Raw genomic sequence first — 16166 nt, forward strand, 5'->3', positions numbered from 1 at the left:
CGAACCCGCACCCGCAAGACGTCGGCCCCCGGCACCTCAGTAGGCACCCTCCCACAGGCCCTAGCATGGATAACCGTGTCCTCCACCCCCGCCCCCGCGCCCCGCCCCCCGATAGCCGACGCGGCATCCCCCCTCTCCCTCTGCGCCCGCGAGCCGCACGTCCCCGCGGAGCGCCTGGTCGCGGAGATGGTCCCGCCGCCCCGCTTCGACTCGGTCCGCTTCAGCACGTACATCCCGGACCCCAACCAGCCCAGCCAGACCGAGGCCGTCCGCGTCCTCGACTCCTTCGCGGCGGGCCTGGGCGGCGCGCACGCCTCCGGCAAGGGCACTCCCAGGCGCGGCTTCTTCGGCTTCGGCAGGGCCAAGGCCCCGAAGCCCCCGGCGGGCCCCCGCGGTGTCTACCTCGACGGCGGCTACGGCGTCGGCAAGACCCACCTGCTGGCCTCCCTCTGGCACGCCACCCCCGCCGACCCCTCCCTGAAGGCCTTCGGCACCTTCGTGGAGCTGACGAACCTGGTCGGCGCCCTCGGCTTCCAGCAGACGGTGCGGACCCTCTCCGAGCACCGCCTCCTCTGCATCGACGAGTTCGAGCTCGACGACCCGGGCGACACCGTCCTCGTGTCGACCCTGCTCGGCAAGCTCGTCGACGCCGGCGTCGCGCTCGCCGCCACCTCCAACACGCTGCCCGGCAAGCTCGGCGAGGGCCGCTTCGCGGCGGCCGACTTCCTGCGCGAGATCCAGGGCCTGTCCGCGCACTTCCGCACCCTGCGCATCGACGGCGAGGACTACCGGCACCGCGGCCTGCCGGAGGCCCCGGCGCCGTACTCCGACGAACTGGTGACGAAGACGGCGTACGCCACCGAGGGCGCCTCCCTCGACGACTTCCCGCACCTGCTGGACCACCTGGCCCGGGTTCACCCCAGCCGCTACGGCGCCCTGACGGACGGTGTCAAGGCGGTCTGCCTCACCGGCGTCCGGCCGGTGCCCGACCAGTCGACCGCGCTGCGGCTCGTCGTCCTCGCGGACCGGCTCTACGACCGCGAGGTCCCGGTCCTGGCCTCCGGGCTGCCCTTTGACGGGCTGTTCAGCGAGGAGATGCTGAAGGGCGGCTACCGGAAGAAGTACTTCCGGGCGATCTCCCGGCTGACCGCGCTGGCCCGCGACGCCAAGCGCCTGGTCGAGCCCACCGAGGCCGACTAGCAACCGGCCAACCCCCCTTTACCGGACCCACCCACTCAAGATCAAGGTCTGGTTCCGGCCAGTCAACCCGCGCTTTTTGGGCTCTCTTTCGCGCGAAACGCTGAGTTAACCCTGCAAACAACTTTGCAGGGTTAACGTGTTTCTTGACCGACCGTTGACCAACCGTTGGTCCGGACTAGAGGCGTGGATGACACCGGAAGGGAACACATGTTCCGAGCTACGACGGCCAGGACCCTGATCGCGGTCCTCGTCGCCGTTCTGCTCGCCTTTCCGTGCCTCGCCGTTTCGGCATCGTTCGCACACGCGTACATGGACCGTCACCTCGCGGTCGACACCCAGGCTGGAACCATCCCTTCCGGTACGGTGCCGCTCGCCGAGGCCCCCACGTCGCACACGAGTCCGCTCTGCGGGGACCCGACCGGTCCCCTGTACCAACGCGACCGTCATCGCACGGCCGGTTCCACACCCGACGCGGCCGGACGGCCGCTGCCGGCCAGGGAACGAGAACCCGGGGCCGGACTCGACGCGCCCGTGCCCAGTGCCGCGTACGACCGCACGTCGAGATCCTCAAGAGCCCACTCTCCGGCCGCACTCCAGGTGTTCCGCTGCTGATTCGGCAGAGCAGCCCCCCACACACACCTTGTCATGCACGTCCGACGCGCCCCCACGGCGCGCCAGGAGGAGTCACCACATCATGCAGCCCCTCATCGACAACGCCCGCACGTTCGGACAGCGCCCTGAGGAGTTCGCCAACCTCGCTGCGGGCCAGTCCCCCGAGGTCCTGTTCATCACCTGTTCCGACTCCCGGGTCGTCCCGGCCCTGATCACGGGCGCCCGTCCCGGCCAGCTCTTCGAGCTGCGCACCGCGGGCAACATCGTTCCCCCGTACGCCTCCGCCACCCCCACCGGCGAGGCGGCCACCATCGAGTACGCCGTGGAGGTCCTCGGCGTCAAGCACGTCGTGGTCTGCGGGCATTCCCACTGCGGCGCGGTCGGCGCGGTGGTGCGCCACGACGACCTGGCGGCCGTACCCGCCGTACGCGACTGGCTGGCGCACGCCGCCGACGAGCCCAAGTGCTCCGACCCCAGCGACCCCACGGTCGCCGAGGCCGTGCAGAACCACGTCCTCGCCCAGCTGCTGCGGCTGCGTTCCTACCCGTGCGTCGAGAAGCGCCTCGAAGCGGGTGAACTCCGGCTGCACGGCTGGTACTACGAGGTCCACACCGGCATCGTGCGCGAACACCGCGCCGAGTCCGACACGTTCGAGACCCTCTGAGGGACTGATGACCATGCTGTCGAAGTTCCCTTATCTGAGGCAGGACTTCCTCGCCTCCATCGTCGTCTTCCTGGTCGCCGTGCCGCTGTGTGTGGGCGTGGCGGTCGCCTCCGGCGTCCCGGCGGAGCTCGGACTCGTCACCGGCATCGTGGGCGGCCTGCTCACCGGGCTCATGCCCGGCAGCAGCCTCCAGGTGTCGGGACCGGCCGCCGGCCTGACCGTGATCGTCTTCGAGGCCGTCAGCGAGTTCGGCGTGGCCGCGCTCGGCGTGATCGTGCTGATCGCCGGTCTGCTCCAGCTCGCCATGGGCTTCCTCAAGATCGGCCGCTGGTTCCGGGCGATATCCGTCGCCGTCGTCGAGGGCATGCTCTGCGGCATCGGCCTGGTGATCATCGCCGGGCAGATCTACGCGGCGGCGGGCCTGAAGGCCCCGGAGACCGGCATCGGCAAGATCGTGGGCCTGCCGGGGGCGTTCGCGGACGCCCTGGGCAGCAGCGAGGCGCTGACCTCGCTCGCGATCGGCGCGGGCACCATCGCGATCATCGTGCTGTGGAAGAAGCTGCCGAAGGCCGTGCAGTCCGTGCCCGGCGCCCTGGCCGCGGTGGTCCTGGCCACCCTCGCCACGGCCGCCTTCAGCCTCCCGGTCGCCACCGTGGAGGTGGAGGGCCTGCTGGGCGTCATCCAGCCGCCCGGGGCGGACGCCTTCGGCGAGCTGGCCAGCCCGGCCATCTGGGGCACGATCGTCGCCTTCGCGCTGATCGCCTCGGCGGAGAGCCTGTTCAGCGCCGCGGCAGTGGACCGGCTGCACGACGGTCCGCGCACCCAGTACGACAAGGAGATGATCGCCCAGGGTGCGGGCAACACGGTCTGCGGTCTGCTCGGCGCGCTGCCGATGACCGCGGTGATCGTGCGCAGCTCCGCCAATGTCAACGCGGGCGCGAAGACGAAGGCGTCGCGTGTGCTGCACGGTGTGTGGCTGCTGCTGTTCGCCGCCGCGATGCCGTGGGCCCTGGCCCTGATCCCCATCCCCGCACTGGCCGGCATCCTGGTCCACGCCGGCTGGAAGCTGATTCCGTTCCGCCAGATCGCCGACATGTGGCGGAGCCACAAGGGTGAGGCGCTGATCCTCGTCGTGACCGCCGTGGCGATCGTCGCGGTGAACATGTTCGAGGGCGTCCTGATCGGTCTCGCCCTCTCGGTCGCCAAGACCGCCTGGGAGGCCTCGGCCGTCAAGCTGGAGGTCATAGACAAGGGCGCCGGCCCGGTCCAGGCGTATCTGTCGGGCAACGCGACCTTCCTGCGGCTGCCGAAGATCCTCGACAGCCTGGAGTCGCTGCCCCAGGATCGCCCGGTCGAGCTGGACCTGTCGGGTCTGCACCACCTCGACCACGCCTGCCGTACGGCCCTGGAGAACTGGGCCGAGCGGCACAGCACCACCGGCACCGAACCGGTGAAGCTCACCGTCGCCGCCTGATCCGGCGGCCCGATCCCGCCCGGCGCCCGGCCGGGGCCCACCGTGGTCCCGGACCGGGCGTCGGGCATATCGTGGCAACATCAGGCATTTCGGACCTCTGGGTGAGGAGGTCGTCATGGTGGAGGAGCTGCTGTCGGCGGCCGCGGCGGTCGGTTCCGTGGGGGTGGTGTACGTCGCGGCGGCGGCGCGGATCGTGAAGCAGTACGAACGCGGGGTGGTCTTCCGGCTGGGCCGGCTCCTGGAGAACGTACGCCAGCCCGGATTCACCATGATCATTCCGTTCGTCGACCGGCTGTACAAGGTCAATCTGCAGATCGTCACGATGCCGGTGCCGGCCCAGGAGGGCATCACCCGGGACAACGTCACCGTCCGGGTGGACGCGGTCGTGTACTTCAAGGTCGTCGACGCGCAGAGCGCGCTGATCAAGGTCGAGGACTACAAGTTCGCGGTCTCCCAGATGGCCCAGACCTCGCTGCGCTCCATCATCGGCAAGAGCGACCTCGACGATCTGCTGTCCAACCGGGAGAAGCTCAACCAGGGCCTGGAGCTGATGATCGACAGCCCCGCCGTGGGCTGGGGTGTGCAGGTCGACCGGGTCGAGATCAAGGATGTGTCGCTGCCCGAGACGATGAAGCGCTCCATGGCCCGGCAGGCCGAGGCCGACCGTGAGCGCCGGGCCCGGATCATCAACGCCGACGCCGAGCTCCAGGCCTCCAAGAAGCTGGCGGAGGCCGCCCACCAGATGGCCGACGCGCCCTCCGCGCTCCAGCTCCGGCTGCTCCAGACGGTGATGGCGGTCGCGGCGGAGAAGAACTCCACCCTGGTGCTGCCGATCCCGGTGGAGCTGCTGCGCTTCCTGGAGCGGGGCCATGAGGAGGAGTCCGGGCACCGGCCGCCGCCCGCGCTCGACACCTGACGGGTGATGACGGGTGCTACGCGCGTTGTTCCCGTGACGCGATCGAAATGGTAGACACAGCGGATCAACTGTCCTGTCCGCCAGCAGGAAGGTTCATCATGACTGTGTCGCGCCGTCAGGTGCTCGCCCGCACCGGTGCCCTGGGAATGGGCATCGCGTTCACCGGAGCCGTCTCCGAACTGTTCGCGGGCACGGCCGCCGCCCAGGAACTGGGCCACACCGGCTACGGTCCGCTCGTCCCCGACCCGAACGGCCTGCTCGACCTGCCGAAGGGCTTCCGCTACAAGGTGCTCTCCCGCGAGGGCGACCAACTGCGCTCCGGCGAGGGCAAGGTGCCCTCCAACCACGACGGCATGGCCGCCCTGCCCGGCCGCGGCGGCCGGGTCCACCTGGTCCGCAACCACGAGAACCGCGCGACGGCCCGCCTCGGCGTCCCCACGGTCGAGGGCCTCACCTACGACCCGGCGGGCAAGGGCGGCTGTACGGCGCTCACCCTGGACCGCCACGGCGAGGTGCTGGACGAGCGGGTCGCCATCGCCGGTACGGCCGTCAACTGCTCGGGCGGACCCACCCCTTGGGGCACCTGGCTGACCTGCGAGGAGACCGAGGACAAGGCGGGCACCAACGGCTACGCCAAGGACCACGGGTTCATCTTCGAGGTCGACCCGGCCGACCCGCGCCGCACCGGGGCGGTCCCGCTGACCGCGATGGGCCGCTTCCAGCACGAGGCGGTGGCCGTCGATCCGAGGAACGGCATCGTGTACGAGACCGAGGACGCTTTCATCCAGCCCTTCGGCCTCTTCTACCGCTTCCTGCCGAACAAGCCGCTCGGCGGCACCGGTGCCCTGCGCGCGGGCGGCCGCCTCCAGGCGATGCGGGTCCCCGGCGTGCCCGACCTGTCGGCCGTCCAGGAGCCGGGCGCCCGCTTCGACGGCGTCGAGTGGGTGGACGTACCGGACCCGCTGGCCGCCCGGACCCCGGTCCGCCTCCAGGACTACGGCAAGAAGGGCATCACCCGCGCGCAGAAGCTGGAGGGCTGCTACTGGGGCGGGCGCAGCGTGTACTTCGTGTCGTCCTACGCCCGCAGCCGGGAGGGCTCGGCGGCCGACCACTTCGGCCAGATCTGGCGCTACGACCCGGACAAGCGGCGCCTCACCCTGGTGGTCGTCTTCGGCCCGGACACCGACGTCCGGCTTCCCGGCGAGTCCCCGGACAACATCTGTCTCGCACCCAGCGGCGGCCTGATGGTCTGTGAGGACGGCAACGGGGCGCAGCACGTCTACGGCGTCACGCGCAAGGGCGAGGTGTACGCGATGGCGCGCGGCCGCCAGAACATCGGGACGGAGGAGGAGCCGGAGTGGGGCGAGTTCGCGGGCGTCGCCTTCTCCCCGGACGGCAGGACGATGTACGTCAACTGCTACACGCCCGGTACGACGTTCGCGGTGACGGGCCCTTGGCGCGGATAGGGTCCGGCCCCGGCCGTCCGGCCGGGTGACTTCCGGCGGACGCTGAGCGCACCGACGGCGACGCGGGCCCGTTTCCTCCCCTTCGCCCGCATACGTTCATACGATGATCCTTCCCGTACGACGTATCGCCGCCGTCTGTGCGCTCGGCGCCGCGCTGGCCGCGTGCGGGGCGCCCGAGGCTGCCCGCACCGTCTCCCGGGCCGCCCCGCCGGCCCTCGCGTCCTCCGCCGCCTCCCGGCCGCCCACCCTCGCCCCGGGCCCCGGCGGGCTGACACCGGTGTTCCACCACGGCCCCCGGCGCGACGACGACAAGACCGTCGCGCTCACCTTCGACGCCGACATGACCGCCGACCAGGGGCCGAGGGCGGCGGCGGGCGAACGGTTCGACCATCCGCGGCTGATCGCCGCGCTGCGGACGCTGAAGGTGCCGGCCACCGTCTTCATGACCGGCCGCTGGGCCGAGGAGTACCCGGCGCAGGCCCGGTCCATCGGCCGGGACCCGCTGTTCGAGGTCGCCAACCACTCCTACAGCCACTACGCCTTCACCGACGACTGCTACGGCCTGCCGACCGTCACCGAGGACCGGATGCGGGCGGACGTGGAACGGGCGTACGCCGCCTTCCGCGCGGCGGGCGTGCCGGACGCCAAGCCGTACTTCCGCTTCCCCGGCGGCTGCTACGACCGGCGGGCCCTGCGGGCGCTGAGCGGCACCGGGGTGACCGCGGTGCAGTGGGACGTGGTGAGCGGGGACGCGTTCGCGACGGACGCCGACGCGGTGGCCCGGCAGGTGCTGGAGGGCGTACGGCCCGGCTCGGTGGTCGTCCTGCACTGCACCCGCAGCGCCGCCCCGACGACCGAGCGGGCGATCCGCACGATCGTGCCGGAGCTGCGCCGCAAGGGCTTCCGCTTCGTGAAGGTCTCCGAACTGATCCGGGCCGCACCTCGATGACGCCCTAGGCTGGAGGCATGAGCGAGGCCGAGGTCAACGACTACTGCCTGATCGACGCGACCAGGCCGCCCAAGGCGGACGGGCCGCCGTACGCGGAGTGTGTGCTGTGCCGGGAGCCGACGGAGTACCCCGAGTCGTACAAGGGGATCACCCTGTGCCCGGTCTGCGAGTGGCAGGAGGCACAGCGCACCGCGTGCTCAGGCTGACCTGCGCGAGGTGAGCGCGCACGCCGCGGCGGTCGCGGCCGCCGCGAGCAGCGCCGCCGCGCCCAGGGGCAGCAGCGGCAGCGGGACGGTGCCGGAGCGCGAGCCGGTGACCAGCCCGGTGACCGCCGCGTTGGCCGGGGAGCCCGTCACCACCAGCGCCAGCAGCGCGGCGAGCAGCAGCGCCGGCACCGCCCGGCCGGTCGAGCGCAGCACCGGACGGCTGGTGAGCGCGCCGACGGCGGTGCCGAGCAGGGCGCAGGCCGACGCGGCGAGCAGGCCCGCCGTACCGGCCGCGAGCCGGGACACCCGAATCTGCCCGTCGGCGCTCGCCGGGTGGCTGATCAGCGTCACCACGAGGGTCGCGACGGCGCCGAGGGCCGTCGCGGCGGCGAGCGCCACCAGCAGCGAGGCCAGATGCGCCCGCGCGGGTCCGGCCGCCGCGGCGACGCACGCGCGGGCCGCGGCCGGTTCGCCGTCGGCGCAGATCCGGGTCAGCCAGGCGGCGACGGGCAGCAGGGCGGCGGCCGCGTAACCGAGCGAGTCGAGCACCGGCTGCCCGCCCTGGACGCTCACGGCCAGGAAGACGGCGTAGAGGATGAACGGCGGCAGCCAGCGCTGCGAACGGACGAGCAGCGCGGCCTGGTAACGGAGCAGGGCGGTCATCGAGGGCTTTCCGGGTCGGCGGGGGTGCGCACGGAGACGATGTGCCAGGGCGGGGCCGCCGTCAGCAGGGTGCGCAGCAGGACGTCCGAGTGGGTGGCGGGCACGGTGAGCCGGTGGGCGCCGAGGGCGGTCTCGGTGGCGGAGGTGGCGATCCGGCGGGCCTCGGCGGGCAGGGGTGCGCCCGGTGGTCCCTGGACCTCGACGGCGACCTGCGGGCCGGTCGCCGCCGCGGACTCCTCTGTACGTGTACGACGGTGCAGGGCGCCCTCGCGGACCGTGAACACCGCGTCGGTCGTACCGTCCAGGCGGCGCGGGTCGTGGTCGACGAAGACGACGGCGCCCCCGGCGGCGGTCCGCTCGGCGACGGCCCGCTCCAGTTCGGCGCGGGCGGCGGTGTCCAGGCCGGTCCAGGCCTCGTCGAGCACCAGCAGCTCCGGGTCGGCGAGCAGGGCCTGGGCGACGGCCACCTTCTGGCTGCTGCCCTTCGACAGCTGCCGCATGGGCGTGTGGGCGTACGCGCCGGCGCCGAAGCGCTCCAGCCAGGTGTCGGCGGCGCGGGCGGCCTCCGTGCGGGGCAGGCCGTGCACGGCGCCGAGGTGGCGCAGGTAACCGGCGGGGGTGAAGGGGAGAGCCGGGGGGAAGCGCTCGGGGACGTAGGCGGTGCGGGGGCGGCCGGTGATCCTGCCCTCGCTGGGCGCGTCCAGGCCCGCGAGCAGGCGGAGCAGCGTGGACTTCCCGGTGCCGTTGGCGCCCTCGACCCGGATCAGGTCGCCGGACGGCACGGACAGGTCGACGCCGCGCAGCACCCAGGAGCCGCGCGGTCCGTAACGCCGGCCCACGCCCTCCAGTCGTAGTTCCCGCCGCATACGGCCCCTCTCCACCGATCTTCCGCCTGGCAGACTGAAGGACGTGACACAGGATTCCTCCGTTCCCGACACCGCCGTTTCCGACGGCAGTCCCTTCCGTTCCGCCCGCTCGGCCCGTGACGAGGCCCCGCAGTTCGTGCTTCCGCTGGTGGTACGTATCGAGCGGGCCGCGCCCCCGGCGCGCACCGACGCGCTGGAGACGGCGGCCCGCGCCGTGCTGGTGATGCTCGCCGACGAGCGGTCGACCGGCGTCGGCGAGTGGGCCGAGGCCATGCGGGACTGGCAGGACGCGCGGATCCGCAAGGTCGTCCGGCGGGCACGCGGCGCCGAGTGGCGGCGGGCGGCGGAGCTGCCCGGGATCACGGTCACCGGGAAGTCGGCGGAGGTACGGGTGTTCCCGCCGGTGCCGCTGGACGGCTGGCCGAAGGAGCTGGCCAAGCTCCAGGTGTCCGGCACGGACCTCGACGACCCGGAGCCCCCGGTCGCGGCGGATCCAGGCGCCCCGGTGCTGTGGATGAGCCCCGAGGTGGAGATGTCGGCCGGCAAGGCGATGGCGCAGGCCGGGCACGGCGCCCAGCTCGCCTGGTGGGAGCTGTCGGACGAGGAGCGCGCGGCCTGGCGCGACGCCGGTTTCCCGCTCGCCGTACGCACCGCGGACCCGGCGCGCTGGCGGGAGCTGACGGTGAGCGGGCTGCCGGTGGTCCGGGATGCCGGGTTCACGGAGATCGCTCCCGGCAGCTGCACGGTGGTCGCGGAGCATCCGGCGCTGCGGTAGCGGCCGTGGCGGCCCCGCGGACGTGCGGTGTGGTCAGGCAGGGGCGAGTTCCCTACGGGTGAGTGTGGCGAACTCGGTGGGTGACAGCTCTCGTTGGATGTCCACGCTCGGCGCCGCTCCGGCCACGGACGGGAACTCGAGGGCATGGACCTCGGCGGCGGGGAAGTTCTCCCGGGCCAGGCCCAGCGTCACATGGGGCCAGAAGCCGTCCTCGACGATGTTCAGGCCCTGGGTGATCTCCTGCTGGATACGGGCCAGCTCCGGGCTGTGCTCGACTCCGAGCCGGACCTGTTCGCCCTTCTGGATGACTTTCTCGTCGTAGCGGTAGGCCGGATCCTTCTGCAGGGTCCAGCTCCCGTGCCGCAGCTCGCCGGTCAGGCGGATCGTGGGAGCCGACCATGACCGTTCGCCGACCAGCGTCCGGGCCTGCGCCAGCTTGGGCTCGTCGGCGCCGCGCAGAAAGCCCAGCGTGATGTGGATGTGCTCCGGATGCTGCGGATCGACGCGCTCCTGGCAGTCGCGTTGCAGGTCGACCAGAGCGTCGACCAGCCGCGGCGGAACCCGCAGACAGAAGAAGATATTCGTCGTCTGACCCGTGGTCATGAACTTCCTCCGTGTCGTCGGCTTGGCTTCCCGGATGTCCTTCCCGTGCTGCCGCGGGGAACCTCAAATGTTGCTCTGAAGGTGTGTCCGGCGGGGTTCGGGTTTCGGTGGCGGGGCCATACCCACCTCACGCCGTGTGAGGAACGTGAGGTGGGGGACCATGCAGCGACTCGGGACGGGAATCGGGTGGCGGCCGGAGATAGCGGACGCCGTGGAGGCGATGCCGGGCATCGACTGGGTGGAGGTCGTCGCCGAGAACGTCTGCCCCGGCCATCTGCCCGACTCGCTGCTGCGGCTGCGGGAGCGCGGGGTGACCGTGGTGCCGCACGGTGTCTCCCTCGGCCTCGGCGGCGCGGACCGGCCGGACGCGGGCCGGCTCACGGCGCTGGCCGAGCGGGCCGAGGCGCTGGGCTCGCCGCTGGTCACCGAGCACATCGCGTTCGTCCGCGCGGGCGGGCCGCTGACCGCCTCGCCGCGCCTGGAGGCGGGCCATCTGCTGCCGGTGCCGCGCACCCGGGACGCGCTGGACGTGCTGTGCGAGCACGTGCGGATCGCGCAGGACGCGCTGCCGGTGCCGCTGGCGGTGGAGAACATCGCCGCGCTGATCTCCTGGCCGGGCGAGGAGATGACGGAGGGTCAGTTCCTGTACGAGCTGGCCGACCGTACCGGCGTCCGGCTGCTGATCGACGTGGCGAATCTGCACACCAACCACGTCAACCGCGGCGAGGACCCGGCCAAGGCACTCGCCGAACTGCCCCTGGAAGCCATCGCGTACGTCCATGTCGCGGGCGGCTTCGAACGCGACGGCGTCTGGCACGACAGCCACGCCCACCCCGTCCCGCGGCCGGTCCTCGACATCCTGGCCGACCTCGCGTCCCGGGTGTCACCGCCGGGCGTGCTGCTGGAACGCGACGAGAACTTCCCCGAACCAGCGGAGCTGGAGGGAGAGCTGGGGTCGATCCGGGAGGCACTGCGGGCGGGCCGGGGCCGGGCGACGGGGGCCCCGGCCGCCGAGGCGACCACCGCCCCGGCCGAGGCGCCGACGGTCGTCTCCCCGGCCTCCGCCCCCGCCCCCGCCCCCGCCCCCGCCCGTGAACGCCTGGCCCTCGCCCAGACCGCCCTGCTCTCCGCCCTCGTCGCCGGGACGCCCGCCCCGGAAGGGTTCGACCGGGTGCGGCTGGGGGTGCAGGCGCGGGCACTGGCCGGGAAGCGGGCGGGGATCGTGGCGAAGCTGGCGCCGGAGCTGCCGGAGTTGCTCGGGGACGCGTATCGGACAGAGTTCCTCGCGTACGCGCACGGCCGGCCGATGACGGACGGCTACCGGCGCGACGCCCTGGACTTCGCCGAGCACCTGCTGCGCTCCGGCCGGCTGGAGGCACGGGTGCGGCGGGAGGTGCGGGCGTGGTGGCGGGAGCGGTCGGGCCCGGTGCCGTACTCGGCGCGTCCGGCGGTACGGCTGGCGCGCGGTGCCCGCCGGGTGCTCCTCGGGCGCTGACCGGCGCGGGCGCCCGGGCCGCCGACCACCCACGCTCCAACCCTTCTCCGCCGTACGGAAGTTGGCGTAGACCTGTCGGTAAGACGCCGACCCGGGGAAGGGAAGCGCACTAACGTGCGGTGCCGCACCAGGAGGCACCATGCGACCGCGACCCCCCATCACCGGCCGAGGCTTGCTCAGCGGCACCGGAATCATCATCACCGGCCTCACGGCGACCCTGTTGGCGCTGGTCTTCCCGATCTGGTCGTACGCCGACCGGTCGGGGACGGGACTGGACGCGCTGAACGCCGGCACCGTGTCGACGGAGTACGGCCCGCTGTCCGCCCTCGACCGGGACTTCCTCGTCAAGGTCCGGCTGGCCGGGCTGTGGGGGCTGCCGGCCGGCCAGGAGGCCCTGCGCAAGGGCACCACCGAGGCCGTGCACACGGCGGGCCGGCATCTGGTCGAGGGGCACACCTTCCTGGACGAGCGGGTGCGGGACGTGGCCGCGCGGCTCGGCCTGGAACTGCCCGACGAGCCCACCGAGCAGCAGCGGGAGTGGCTCGCCACCCTCTCCGCGGCCCAGGGCACCGACTACGACCGGCAGTTCGCCACCCTCCTGCGGCTCGCGCACGGCCGGGTCTTCCCGGTCGTCGCCGAGGTCCGCGCGAGCACCCGCAACTCCCTGGTCCGCGAGCTGGCCGACGACGCCAACACCACCGTCCTGGACCACATCCGGGTGCTGGAGGCCACCGGATACGTCGACTTCGACGCGCTGGCCCGGGAGATGGCGAAGGACGGCACACCGCCGCTCACCCGCTCCCCCGCACCGCCGGGCCCCACCGCCGACCCGGCCCCGGCCGTCCCGGTCACCCCGACGCCGGACCCGACGACCGGTTATCCGCTGCCCCCGGCCGTGTCCAGCCCACGAAACGGAACGTCACATACCGACAACACTCCGTCCGGATAGTGAACGAGGCATGGCGTTCGTCGGACCGCTGGCATAAAAACACGGCATGTTCTGGGTCCTTCTCCTGCTGCTCGCCTGGGCCGCCGCCGGTGCGGCGTGCACCTCGCTGTGCCTGGCCGCCGCACGCACGGCCGACGCGGGCGTGGCCGGGACTCACGATCTGACGCTCTACGAGGCGGCGTTCCTGTCCGGCGGCCCCGCGCGGGTCGCCGATCTCACCCTGGTCTCGATGGCCCGCCAGCGCCGGCTGCTGCTCGCGCACACCGGCTGGGCGACCGTCGTCGACCCGCGCGGGCGGGACGAGATGGAGCGCTCGGTGATAGGGGCGATCGGGCCGGAGGGACAGTCGCCCATCGCCCCGGTGCGGGCGGCCGCCTCCGGCACCGAGGCGGTGCGCGGGCTCGCCGACCGGCTGGTGCGCGCGGGCCTGGCCGTCCCGGCCGGGGCCCGCACGACGGTCGCGGCGGGTGTCCAGCGGGTACGGGCCGCCGCGGTGGCCGTGGTCGCGCTGGGCACGACGGCGCTGCTGCTGCCCGGCGAGCCGGGACTGGCCCGTCCCCTGATCGCCTTCTGGTTCGCGCTGCCGCTCGCCCTCACTCTGAGCTGTCTGGCCCTGGCGCGGATCGAGGCGCACCCGTACTCGCGGTGGGCCTCCCCGGCCGGGCAGCGGCTGCTGGCCGCGCTGTCCCGGCACGCGGGCGACTCCGCCGACGACCGGGCGTACCTCACGTCGGTCGCCGTGCGCGGGATCCGCGCGGTCGGCGAGCCGGAGCTGCGGGCGGCCTTCGACCGCACCGGACCCTCCTGGCGCGGCTGACCCTCCTCGCCCGCCGAAGGGGCCGACTCCTCACCCGCCGAACGGGTCCGCCGAAACCTCCGGCGGACCCGTTCGGGGGGCGCGTGGAAGCATTGGCGCCGACACCGTGCGGCCGGTGCTTGCCTTCACCGACACGCGAACGAAACATCCCTTTTGTCGCTGCCGCGCACCGAAAGGGAGTACGCGATGAGAGCTGCCGCCCTCTACACGGCCGCCGGGGCCCTGCTGCTGACCACCCTCGGCGCCGCCCCCGCCGGCGGCGCGCCGGGTGCCCCGCTGGTCCCCGAGGAGCGCGGCACCGCGGTGGCCGCCGCGCGGGCGGCGGCCGAGGGCATCGACTTCGGCGCGTGCCCGGACGGGCAGGACATGCCGGGCCGCCTGGAGTGCGGCACCGTCCGCGTCCCGCTCGACTACGCGCGGCCGCACGGCCCGCAGATCGACCTCGCCGTCAGCCGGGTGCGGGCCACCCAGCGGAACCCGCACAACAGCAAGCACAAGGTGCCCCGGCAGGGCGCCCTGGTCTTCAACCCGGGCGGCCCCGGCGCCTCCGGCATCCACTTCCCCCTGGTCGGCCTGCTCCCCGCGTGGAAGCGGATCGCCGCCGCCTACGACCTGGTCGGCTACGCACCGCGCGGCGTCGGCGGCCCCGCCCCGCTGTCCTGCCAGGACCCCAAGCGCTTCTTCAAGGGCCCGAGCCAGGCACCGACCCACCCCTCGGAGTCGTACAAGCGGGAACGCATCGCGCAGGCGAAGGCGTACGCGCGCGGCTGCGCCGAGCGCTCCGGCGGCGCGCTGCGGCACTACCACTCCCTCAACAACGCCCGCGACCTCGACGTGCTGCGCGCCGCGCTCGGCGAGCACAAGCTGACGTTCATGGGCTCCTCGTACGGCACCTACTTCGGGGCGCTGTACGCGACGCTGTTCCCCTCGCACGTACGGCGGATGGTGTTCGACTCGGCGGTGAACCCGGACCCGGCGCAGATCTGGTACCGCAACAACCTCGCCCAGTCGGCGGCGTTCGAGGCCCGCTGGGCCGACCTGAAGGAGTGGGTCGCCCGGCACCACGGCGTGTACGGGCTGGGCGACAGCCCGGAGGCCGTGCAGCACAGCTACGACAGGGCGCGGGCGCAGCTCGCCGCGGAGCCGGCCGGCGGGAAGGTCGGGCCCGGGCAGCTGCAGAGCCTGTTCCTCCAGGCCGGGTACTACGACGACTACTGGCCGGCGCGGGCGCAGGCGCTGTCGGCGTATCTGAAGGGCGATCCGCAGCCGCTGATCGACCTGGCCGCGCCACGCCGGGAGGCGGCGGCCGAGGCGGAGAACGCGAGCGCGGTCTACACGGCCGTGGAGTGCAACGACGCGCCCTGGCCCACCGAGTGGGCGGTGTGGGACCGGGACAACACGCGGCTGGCGCGGGTGGCGCCGTTCGAGACGTGGGACAACGTGTGGATGAACCTGCCCTGTGCGTACTGGCTCCCGCCGCGTCAGGAGGCTCTTGATGTGCGGACAAGCCCCGGGGAGTTGCCGGCGACGCTGATTCTTGCTGCCGAGCGGGATGCTGCGGCGCCGTATGAGGGGGCGTTGGAGTTGCAGCGGCGGTTGTCGGGGGCGGTGCTGGTCACCGAGCGGGATGCCGGTACGCATGGGATCGCGGGTGGGCCCAATGCGTGTGTCAACGGATACGTCGATGCGTATCTGCTGGAGGGGCGGGTTCCGGGGCGGCGCGCTGCCTGTGCGCCGCACCCGGAGCCGAAACCCAGGGTTGCGCGATGATGCTTTGGGAAGTTATGCGAGCCCGGCGACCAGATCGGCCACCGACTTCCTGCGGCCCGTGAAGAACGGGATCTCCTCGCGGACGTGCATCCGGGCCTCCGAAGCGCGCAGGTGGCGCATGAGGTCGACGATGCGGTACAGCTCGTCGGCCTCGAAGGCGAGGATCCACTCGTAGTCGCCGAGGGAGAAGGAAGCGACGGTGTTGGCGCGGACGTCGGGGTAGCCGCGGGCCATCTTGCCGTGGTCGGCGAGCATGCGGCGGCGGTCCTCGTCGGGCAGCAGGTACCAGTCGTAGGAGCGCACGAAGGGGTAGACGCTGACGTAGTTCCGCGGCGTCTCGTCGGCGAGGAACGCCGGGATGTGCGAGCGGTTGAACTCGGCGGGGCGGTGCAGCGCCATGTTCGACCACACCGGCTCCAGGGCGCGGCCCAGCCTGGTGCGGCGGAAGAGGTTGTACGCCTCCTGGAGCTGGTCGCTGGTCTCGGCGTGCCACCAGATCATCAGGTCGGCGTCGGCGCGCAGACCCGAGACGTCGTACGTGCCGCGGATGGTCACGTCCTTCGCGGCGAGCTGGTCGAACAGCTCCTGGACCTCTTCGGCGTAGCCCGCGCGGTCCTCGGGGAGCACGTCCTTCAGCTTGAACACGGACCACAGGGTGTAGCGGATGACCTCGTTGAGGTCCTTGGCCAGCTTGCCCTTGTTCGGGATCCGGCCGGTGGTGGTGGCGTCGTCACTCATGCC

The 16166-nt window shown here is 72.7% G+C and carries 16 protein-coding genes; 12 read left to right on the plus strand and 4 right to left on the minus strand.

What is annotated here, in order from left to right; translation table 11 throughout:
* The first annotated feature begins 75 nt into the window (after positions 1–75).
* The 7 genes from zapE (at position 76) to ACZ42A_RS20975 (ending at position 7487) form a co-directional block, all read left to right on the plus strand.
* Positions 76–1200 (plus strand): cell division protein ZapE, encoded by a 1125-nt coding sequence (gene zapE, locus ACZ42A_RS20945; protein ID WP_468528733.1) that lies wholly within the window; start codon positions 76–78, stop codon positions 1198–1200.
* 694 nt (positions 1201–1894) lie between these two features.
* Positions 1895–2476, plus strand: a complete 582-nt coding sequence (locus ACZ42A_RS20950) for a carbonic anhydrase (protein ID WP_468528734.1) — start codon at positions 1895–1897, stop codon at positions 2474–2476.
* Between the two features lie 13 nt (positions 2477–2489).
* Positions 2490–3950 (plus strand): SulP family inorganic anion transporter, encoded by a 1461-nt coding sequence (locus tag ACZ42A_RS20955; protein WP_468528786.1) that lies wholly within the window; start codon positions 2490–2492, stop codon positions 3948–3950.
* 115 nt (positions 3951–4065) lie between these two features.
* Positions 4066–4866, plus strand: coding sequence for a slipin family protein (locus ACZ42A_RS20960; RefSeq protein ID WP_468528735.1), 801 nt, complete (start codon positions 4066–4068; stop codon positions 4864–4866).
* A 98-nt stretch (positions 4867–4964) separates the two neighbouring features.
* Positions 4965–6332, plus strand: coding sequence for a PhoX family protein (locus ACZ42A_RS20965; RefSeq protein WP_468528736.1), 1368 nt, complete (start codon positions 4965–4967; stop codon positions 6330–6332).
* A gap of 103 nt (positions 6333–6435) precedes the next feature.
* Positions 6436–7281 carry a polysaccharide deacetylase family protein gene (locus ACZ42A_RS20970; protein WP_468528737.1) on the plus strand — a complete coding sequence of 282 codons (846 nt, stop codon included), beginning with the start codon at positions 6436–6438 and terminating at the stop codon, positions 7279–7281.
* Between the two features lie 17 nt (positions 7282–7298).
* Entirely contained in the window at positions 7299–7487 is a 189-nt protein-coding gene (locus tag ACZ42A_RS20975) for a hypothetical protein (RefSeq protein WP_365509927.1), read from the plus strand.
* On the opposite strand, the gene ACZ42A_RS20980 is transcribed toward ACZ42A_RS20975, so the two are convergent.
* Together ACZ42A_RS20980 and ACZ42A_RS20985 are read right to left on the minus strand one after the other, a co-directional pair.
* On the minus strand, positions 7479–8150 hold the full coding sequence (locus ACZ42A_RS20980; RefSeq protein ID WP_468528738.1) for an ABC transporter: 672 nt from the start codon (positions 8148–8150) through the stop codon (positions 7479–7481). The genes ACZ42A_RS20975 and ACZ42A_RS20980 overlap by 9 nt on opposite strands.
* Positions 8147–9016, minus strand: a complete 870-nt coding sequence (locus ACZ42A_RS20985) for an ABC transporter ATP-binding protein (protein WP_468528739.1) — start codon at positions 9014–9016, stop codon at positions 8147–8149. Before ACZ42A_RS20985 ends, ACZ42A_RS20980 begins: the two co-directional genes overlap by 4 nt.
* A 43-nt stretch (positions 9017–9059) precedes the next feature.
* Here ACZ42A_RS20985 and ACZ42A_RS20990 point away from each other — a divergent pair, with 43 nt between their 5' ends.
* Positions 9060–9791, plus strand: coding sequence for a peptidyl-tRNA hydrolase (locus ACZ42A_RS20990; protein WP_468528740.1), 732 nt, complete (start codon positions 9060–9062; stop codon positions 9789–9791).
* Positions 9792–9824: 33 nt separating this feature from the next.
* Here ACZ42A_RS20990 and ACZ42A_RS20995 read toward each other — a convergent pair whose 3' ends face one another.
* A complete protein-coding gene (locus ACZ42A_RS20995; RefSeq protein WP_468528741.1) occupies positions 9825–10394 on the minus strand; it encodes a 2'-5' RNA ligase family protein in 570 nt (189 codons plus the stop codon).
* A 160-nt stretch (positions 10395–10554) separates the two neighbouring features.
* On the opposite strand from ACZ42A_RS20995, the gene ACZ42A_RS21000 reads away from it, so the two are divergent.
* The 4 genes from ACZ42A_RS21000 to ACZ42A_RS21015 all read left to right on the plus strand — a co-directional run bounded on the left by ACZ42A_RS21000 (position 10555) and on the right by ACZ42A_RS21015 (position 15425).
* Positions 10555–11889, plus strand: coding sequence for an MbnB/TglH/ChrH family RiPP precursor modification enzyme (locus ACZ42A_RS21000; protein ID WP_468528742.1), 1335 nt, complete (start codon positions 10555–10557; stop codon positions 11887–11889).
* Positions 11890–12028: 139 nt separating this feature from the next.
* Positions 12029–12838, plus strand: a complete 810-nt coding sequence (locus ACZ42A_RS21005) for a DUF4142 domain-containing protein (protein ID WP_468528743.1) — start codon at positions 12029–12031, stop codon at positions 12836–12838.
* Positions 12839–12884: 46 nt separating this feature from the next.
* A complete protein-coding gene (locus ACZ42A_RS21010; protein ID WP_468528744.1) occupies positions 12885–13655 on the plus strand; it encodes a TIGR04222 domain-containing membrane protein in 771 nt (256 codons plus the stop codon).
* 186 nt (positions 13656–13841) lie between these two features.
* Positions 13842–15425 carry an alpha/beta hydrolase gene (locus ACZ42A_RS21015; protein ID WP_468528745.1) on the plus strand — a complete coding sequence of 528 codons (1584 nt, stop codon included), beginning with the start codon at positions 13842–13844 and terminating at the stop codon, positions 15423–15425.
* A gap of 12 nt (positions 15426–15437) precedes the next feature.
* On the opposite strand, the gene hemQ is transcribed toward ACZ42A_RS21015, so the two are convergent.
* Positions 15438–16163 carry a hydrogen peroxide-dependent heme synthase gene (gene hemQ / locus ACZ42A_RS21020; protein WP_468528746.1) on the minus strand — a complete coding sequence of 242 codons (726 nt, stop codon included), beginning with the start codon at positions 16161–16163 and terminating at the stop codon, positions 15438–15440.
* Between the last annotated feature and the right edge of the window lie 3 nt (positions 16164–16166).

The sequence above is a fragment of the Streptomyces sp. NPDC030838 genome (genome assembly GCF_055572035.1).

Excerpts from the sequence above, each read along its gene's own strand:
- ACZ42A_RS20950 (WP_468528734.1), top strand. The coding sequence starts at position 1,895 with ATGCAGCCCCTCATCGACAACGCCCGCACGTTCGGACAGCGCCCTGAG.
- ACZ42A_RS20955 (WP_468528786.1), top strand. The coding sequence starts at position 2,490 with ATGCTGTCGAAGTTCCCTTATCTGAGGCAGGACTTCCTCGCCTCCATC.
- ACZ42A_RS20960 (WP_468528735.1), top strand. The coding sequence starts at position 4,066 with ATGGTGGAGGAGCTGCTGTCGGCGGCCGCGGCGGTCGGTTCCGTGGGG.
- ACZ42A_RS20965 (WP_468528736.1), top strand. The coding sequence starts at position 4,965 with ATGACTGTGTCGCGCCGTCAGGTGCTCGCCCGCACCGGTGCCCTGGGA.
- ACZ42A_RS20970 (WP_468528737.1), top strand. The coding sequence starts at position 6,436 with ATGATCCTTCCCGTACGACGTATCGCCGCCGTCTGTGCGCTCGGCGCC.
- ACZ42A_RS20975 (WP_365509927.1), top strand. The coding sequence starts at position 7,299 with ATGAGCGAGGCCGAGGTCAACGACTACTGCCTGATCGACGCGACCAGG.
- ACZ42A_RS20980 (WP_468528738.1), bottom strand. The coding sequence starts at position 8,150 with ATGACCGCCCTGCTCCGTTACCAGGCCGCGCTGCTCGTCCGTTCGCAG.
- ACZ42A_RS20985 (WP_468528739.1), bottom strand. The coding sequence starts at position 9,016 with ATGCGGCGGGAACTACGACTGGAGGGCGTGGGCCGGCGTTACGGACCG.
- ACZ42A_RS20995 (WP_468528741.1), bottom strand. The coding sequence starts at position 10,394 with ATGACCACGGGTCAGACGACGAATATCTTCTTCTGTCTGCGGGTTCCG.
- ACZ42A_RS21000 (WP_468528742.1), top strand. The coding sequence starts at position 10,555 with ATGCAGCGACTCGGGACGGGAATCGGGTGGCGGCCGGAGATAGCGGAC.
- ACZ42A_RS21005 (WP_468528743.1), top strand. The coding sequence starts at position 12,029 with ATGCGACCGCGACCCCCCATCACCGGCCGAGGCTTGCTCAGCGGCACC.
- ACZ42A_RS21010 (WP_468528744.1), top strand. The coding sequence starts at position 12,885 with ATGTTCTGGGTCCTTCTCCTGCTGCTCGCCTGGGCCGCCGCCGGTGCG.
- ACZ42A_RS21015 (WP_468528745.1), top strand. The coding sequence starts at position 13,842 with ATGAGAGCTGCCGCCCTCTACACGGCCGCCGGGGCCCTGCTGCTGACC.
- hemQ (WP_468528746.1), bottom strand. The coding sequence starts at position 16,163 with ATGAGTGACGACGCCACCACCACCGGCCGGATCCCGAACAAGGGCAAG.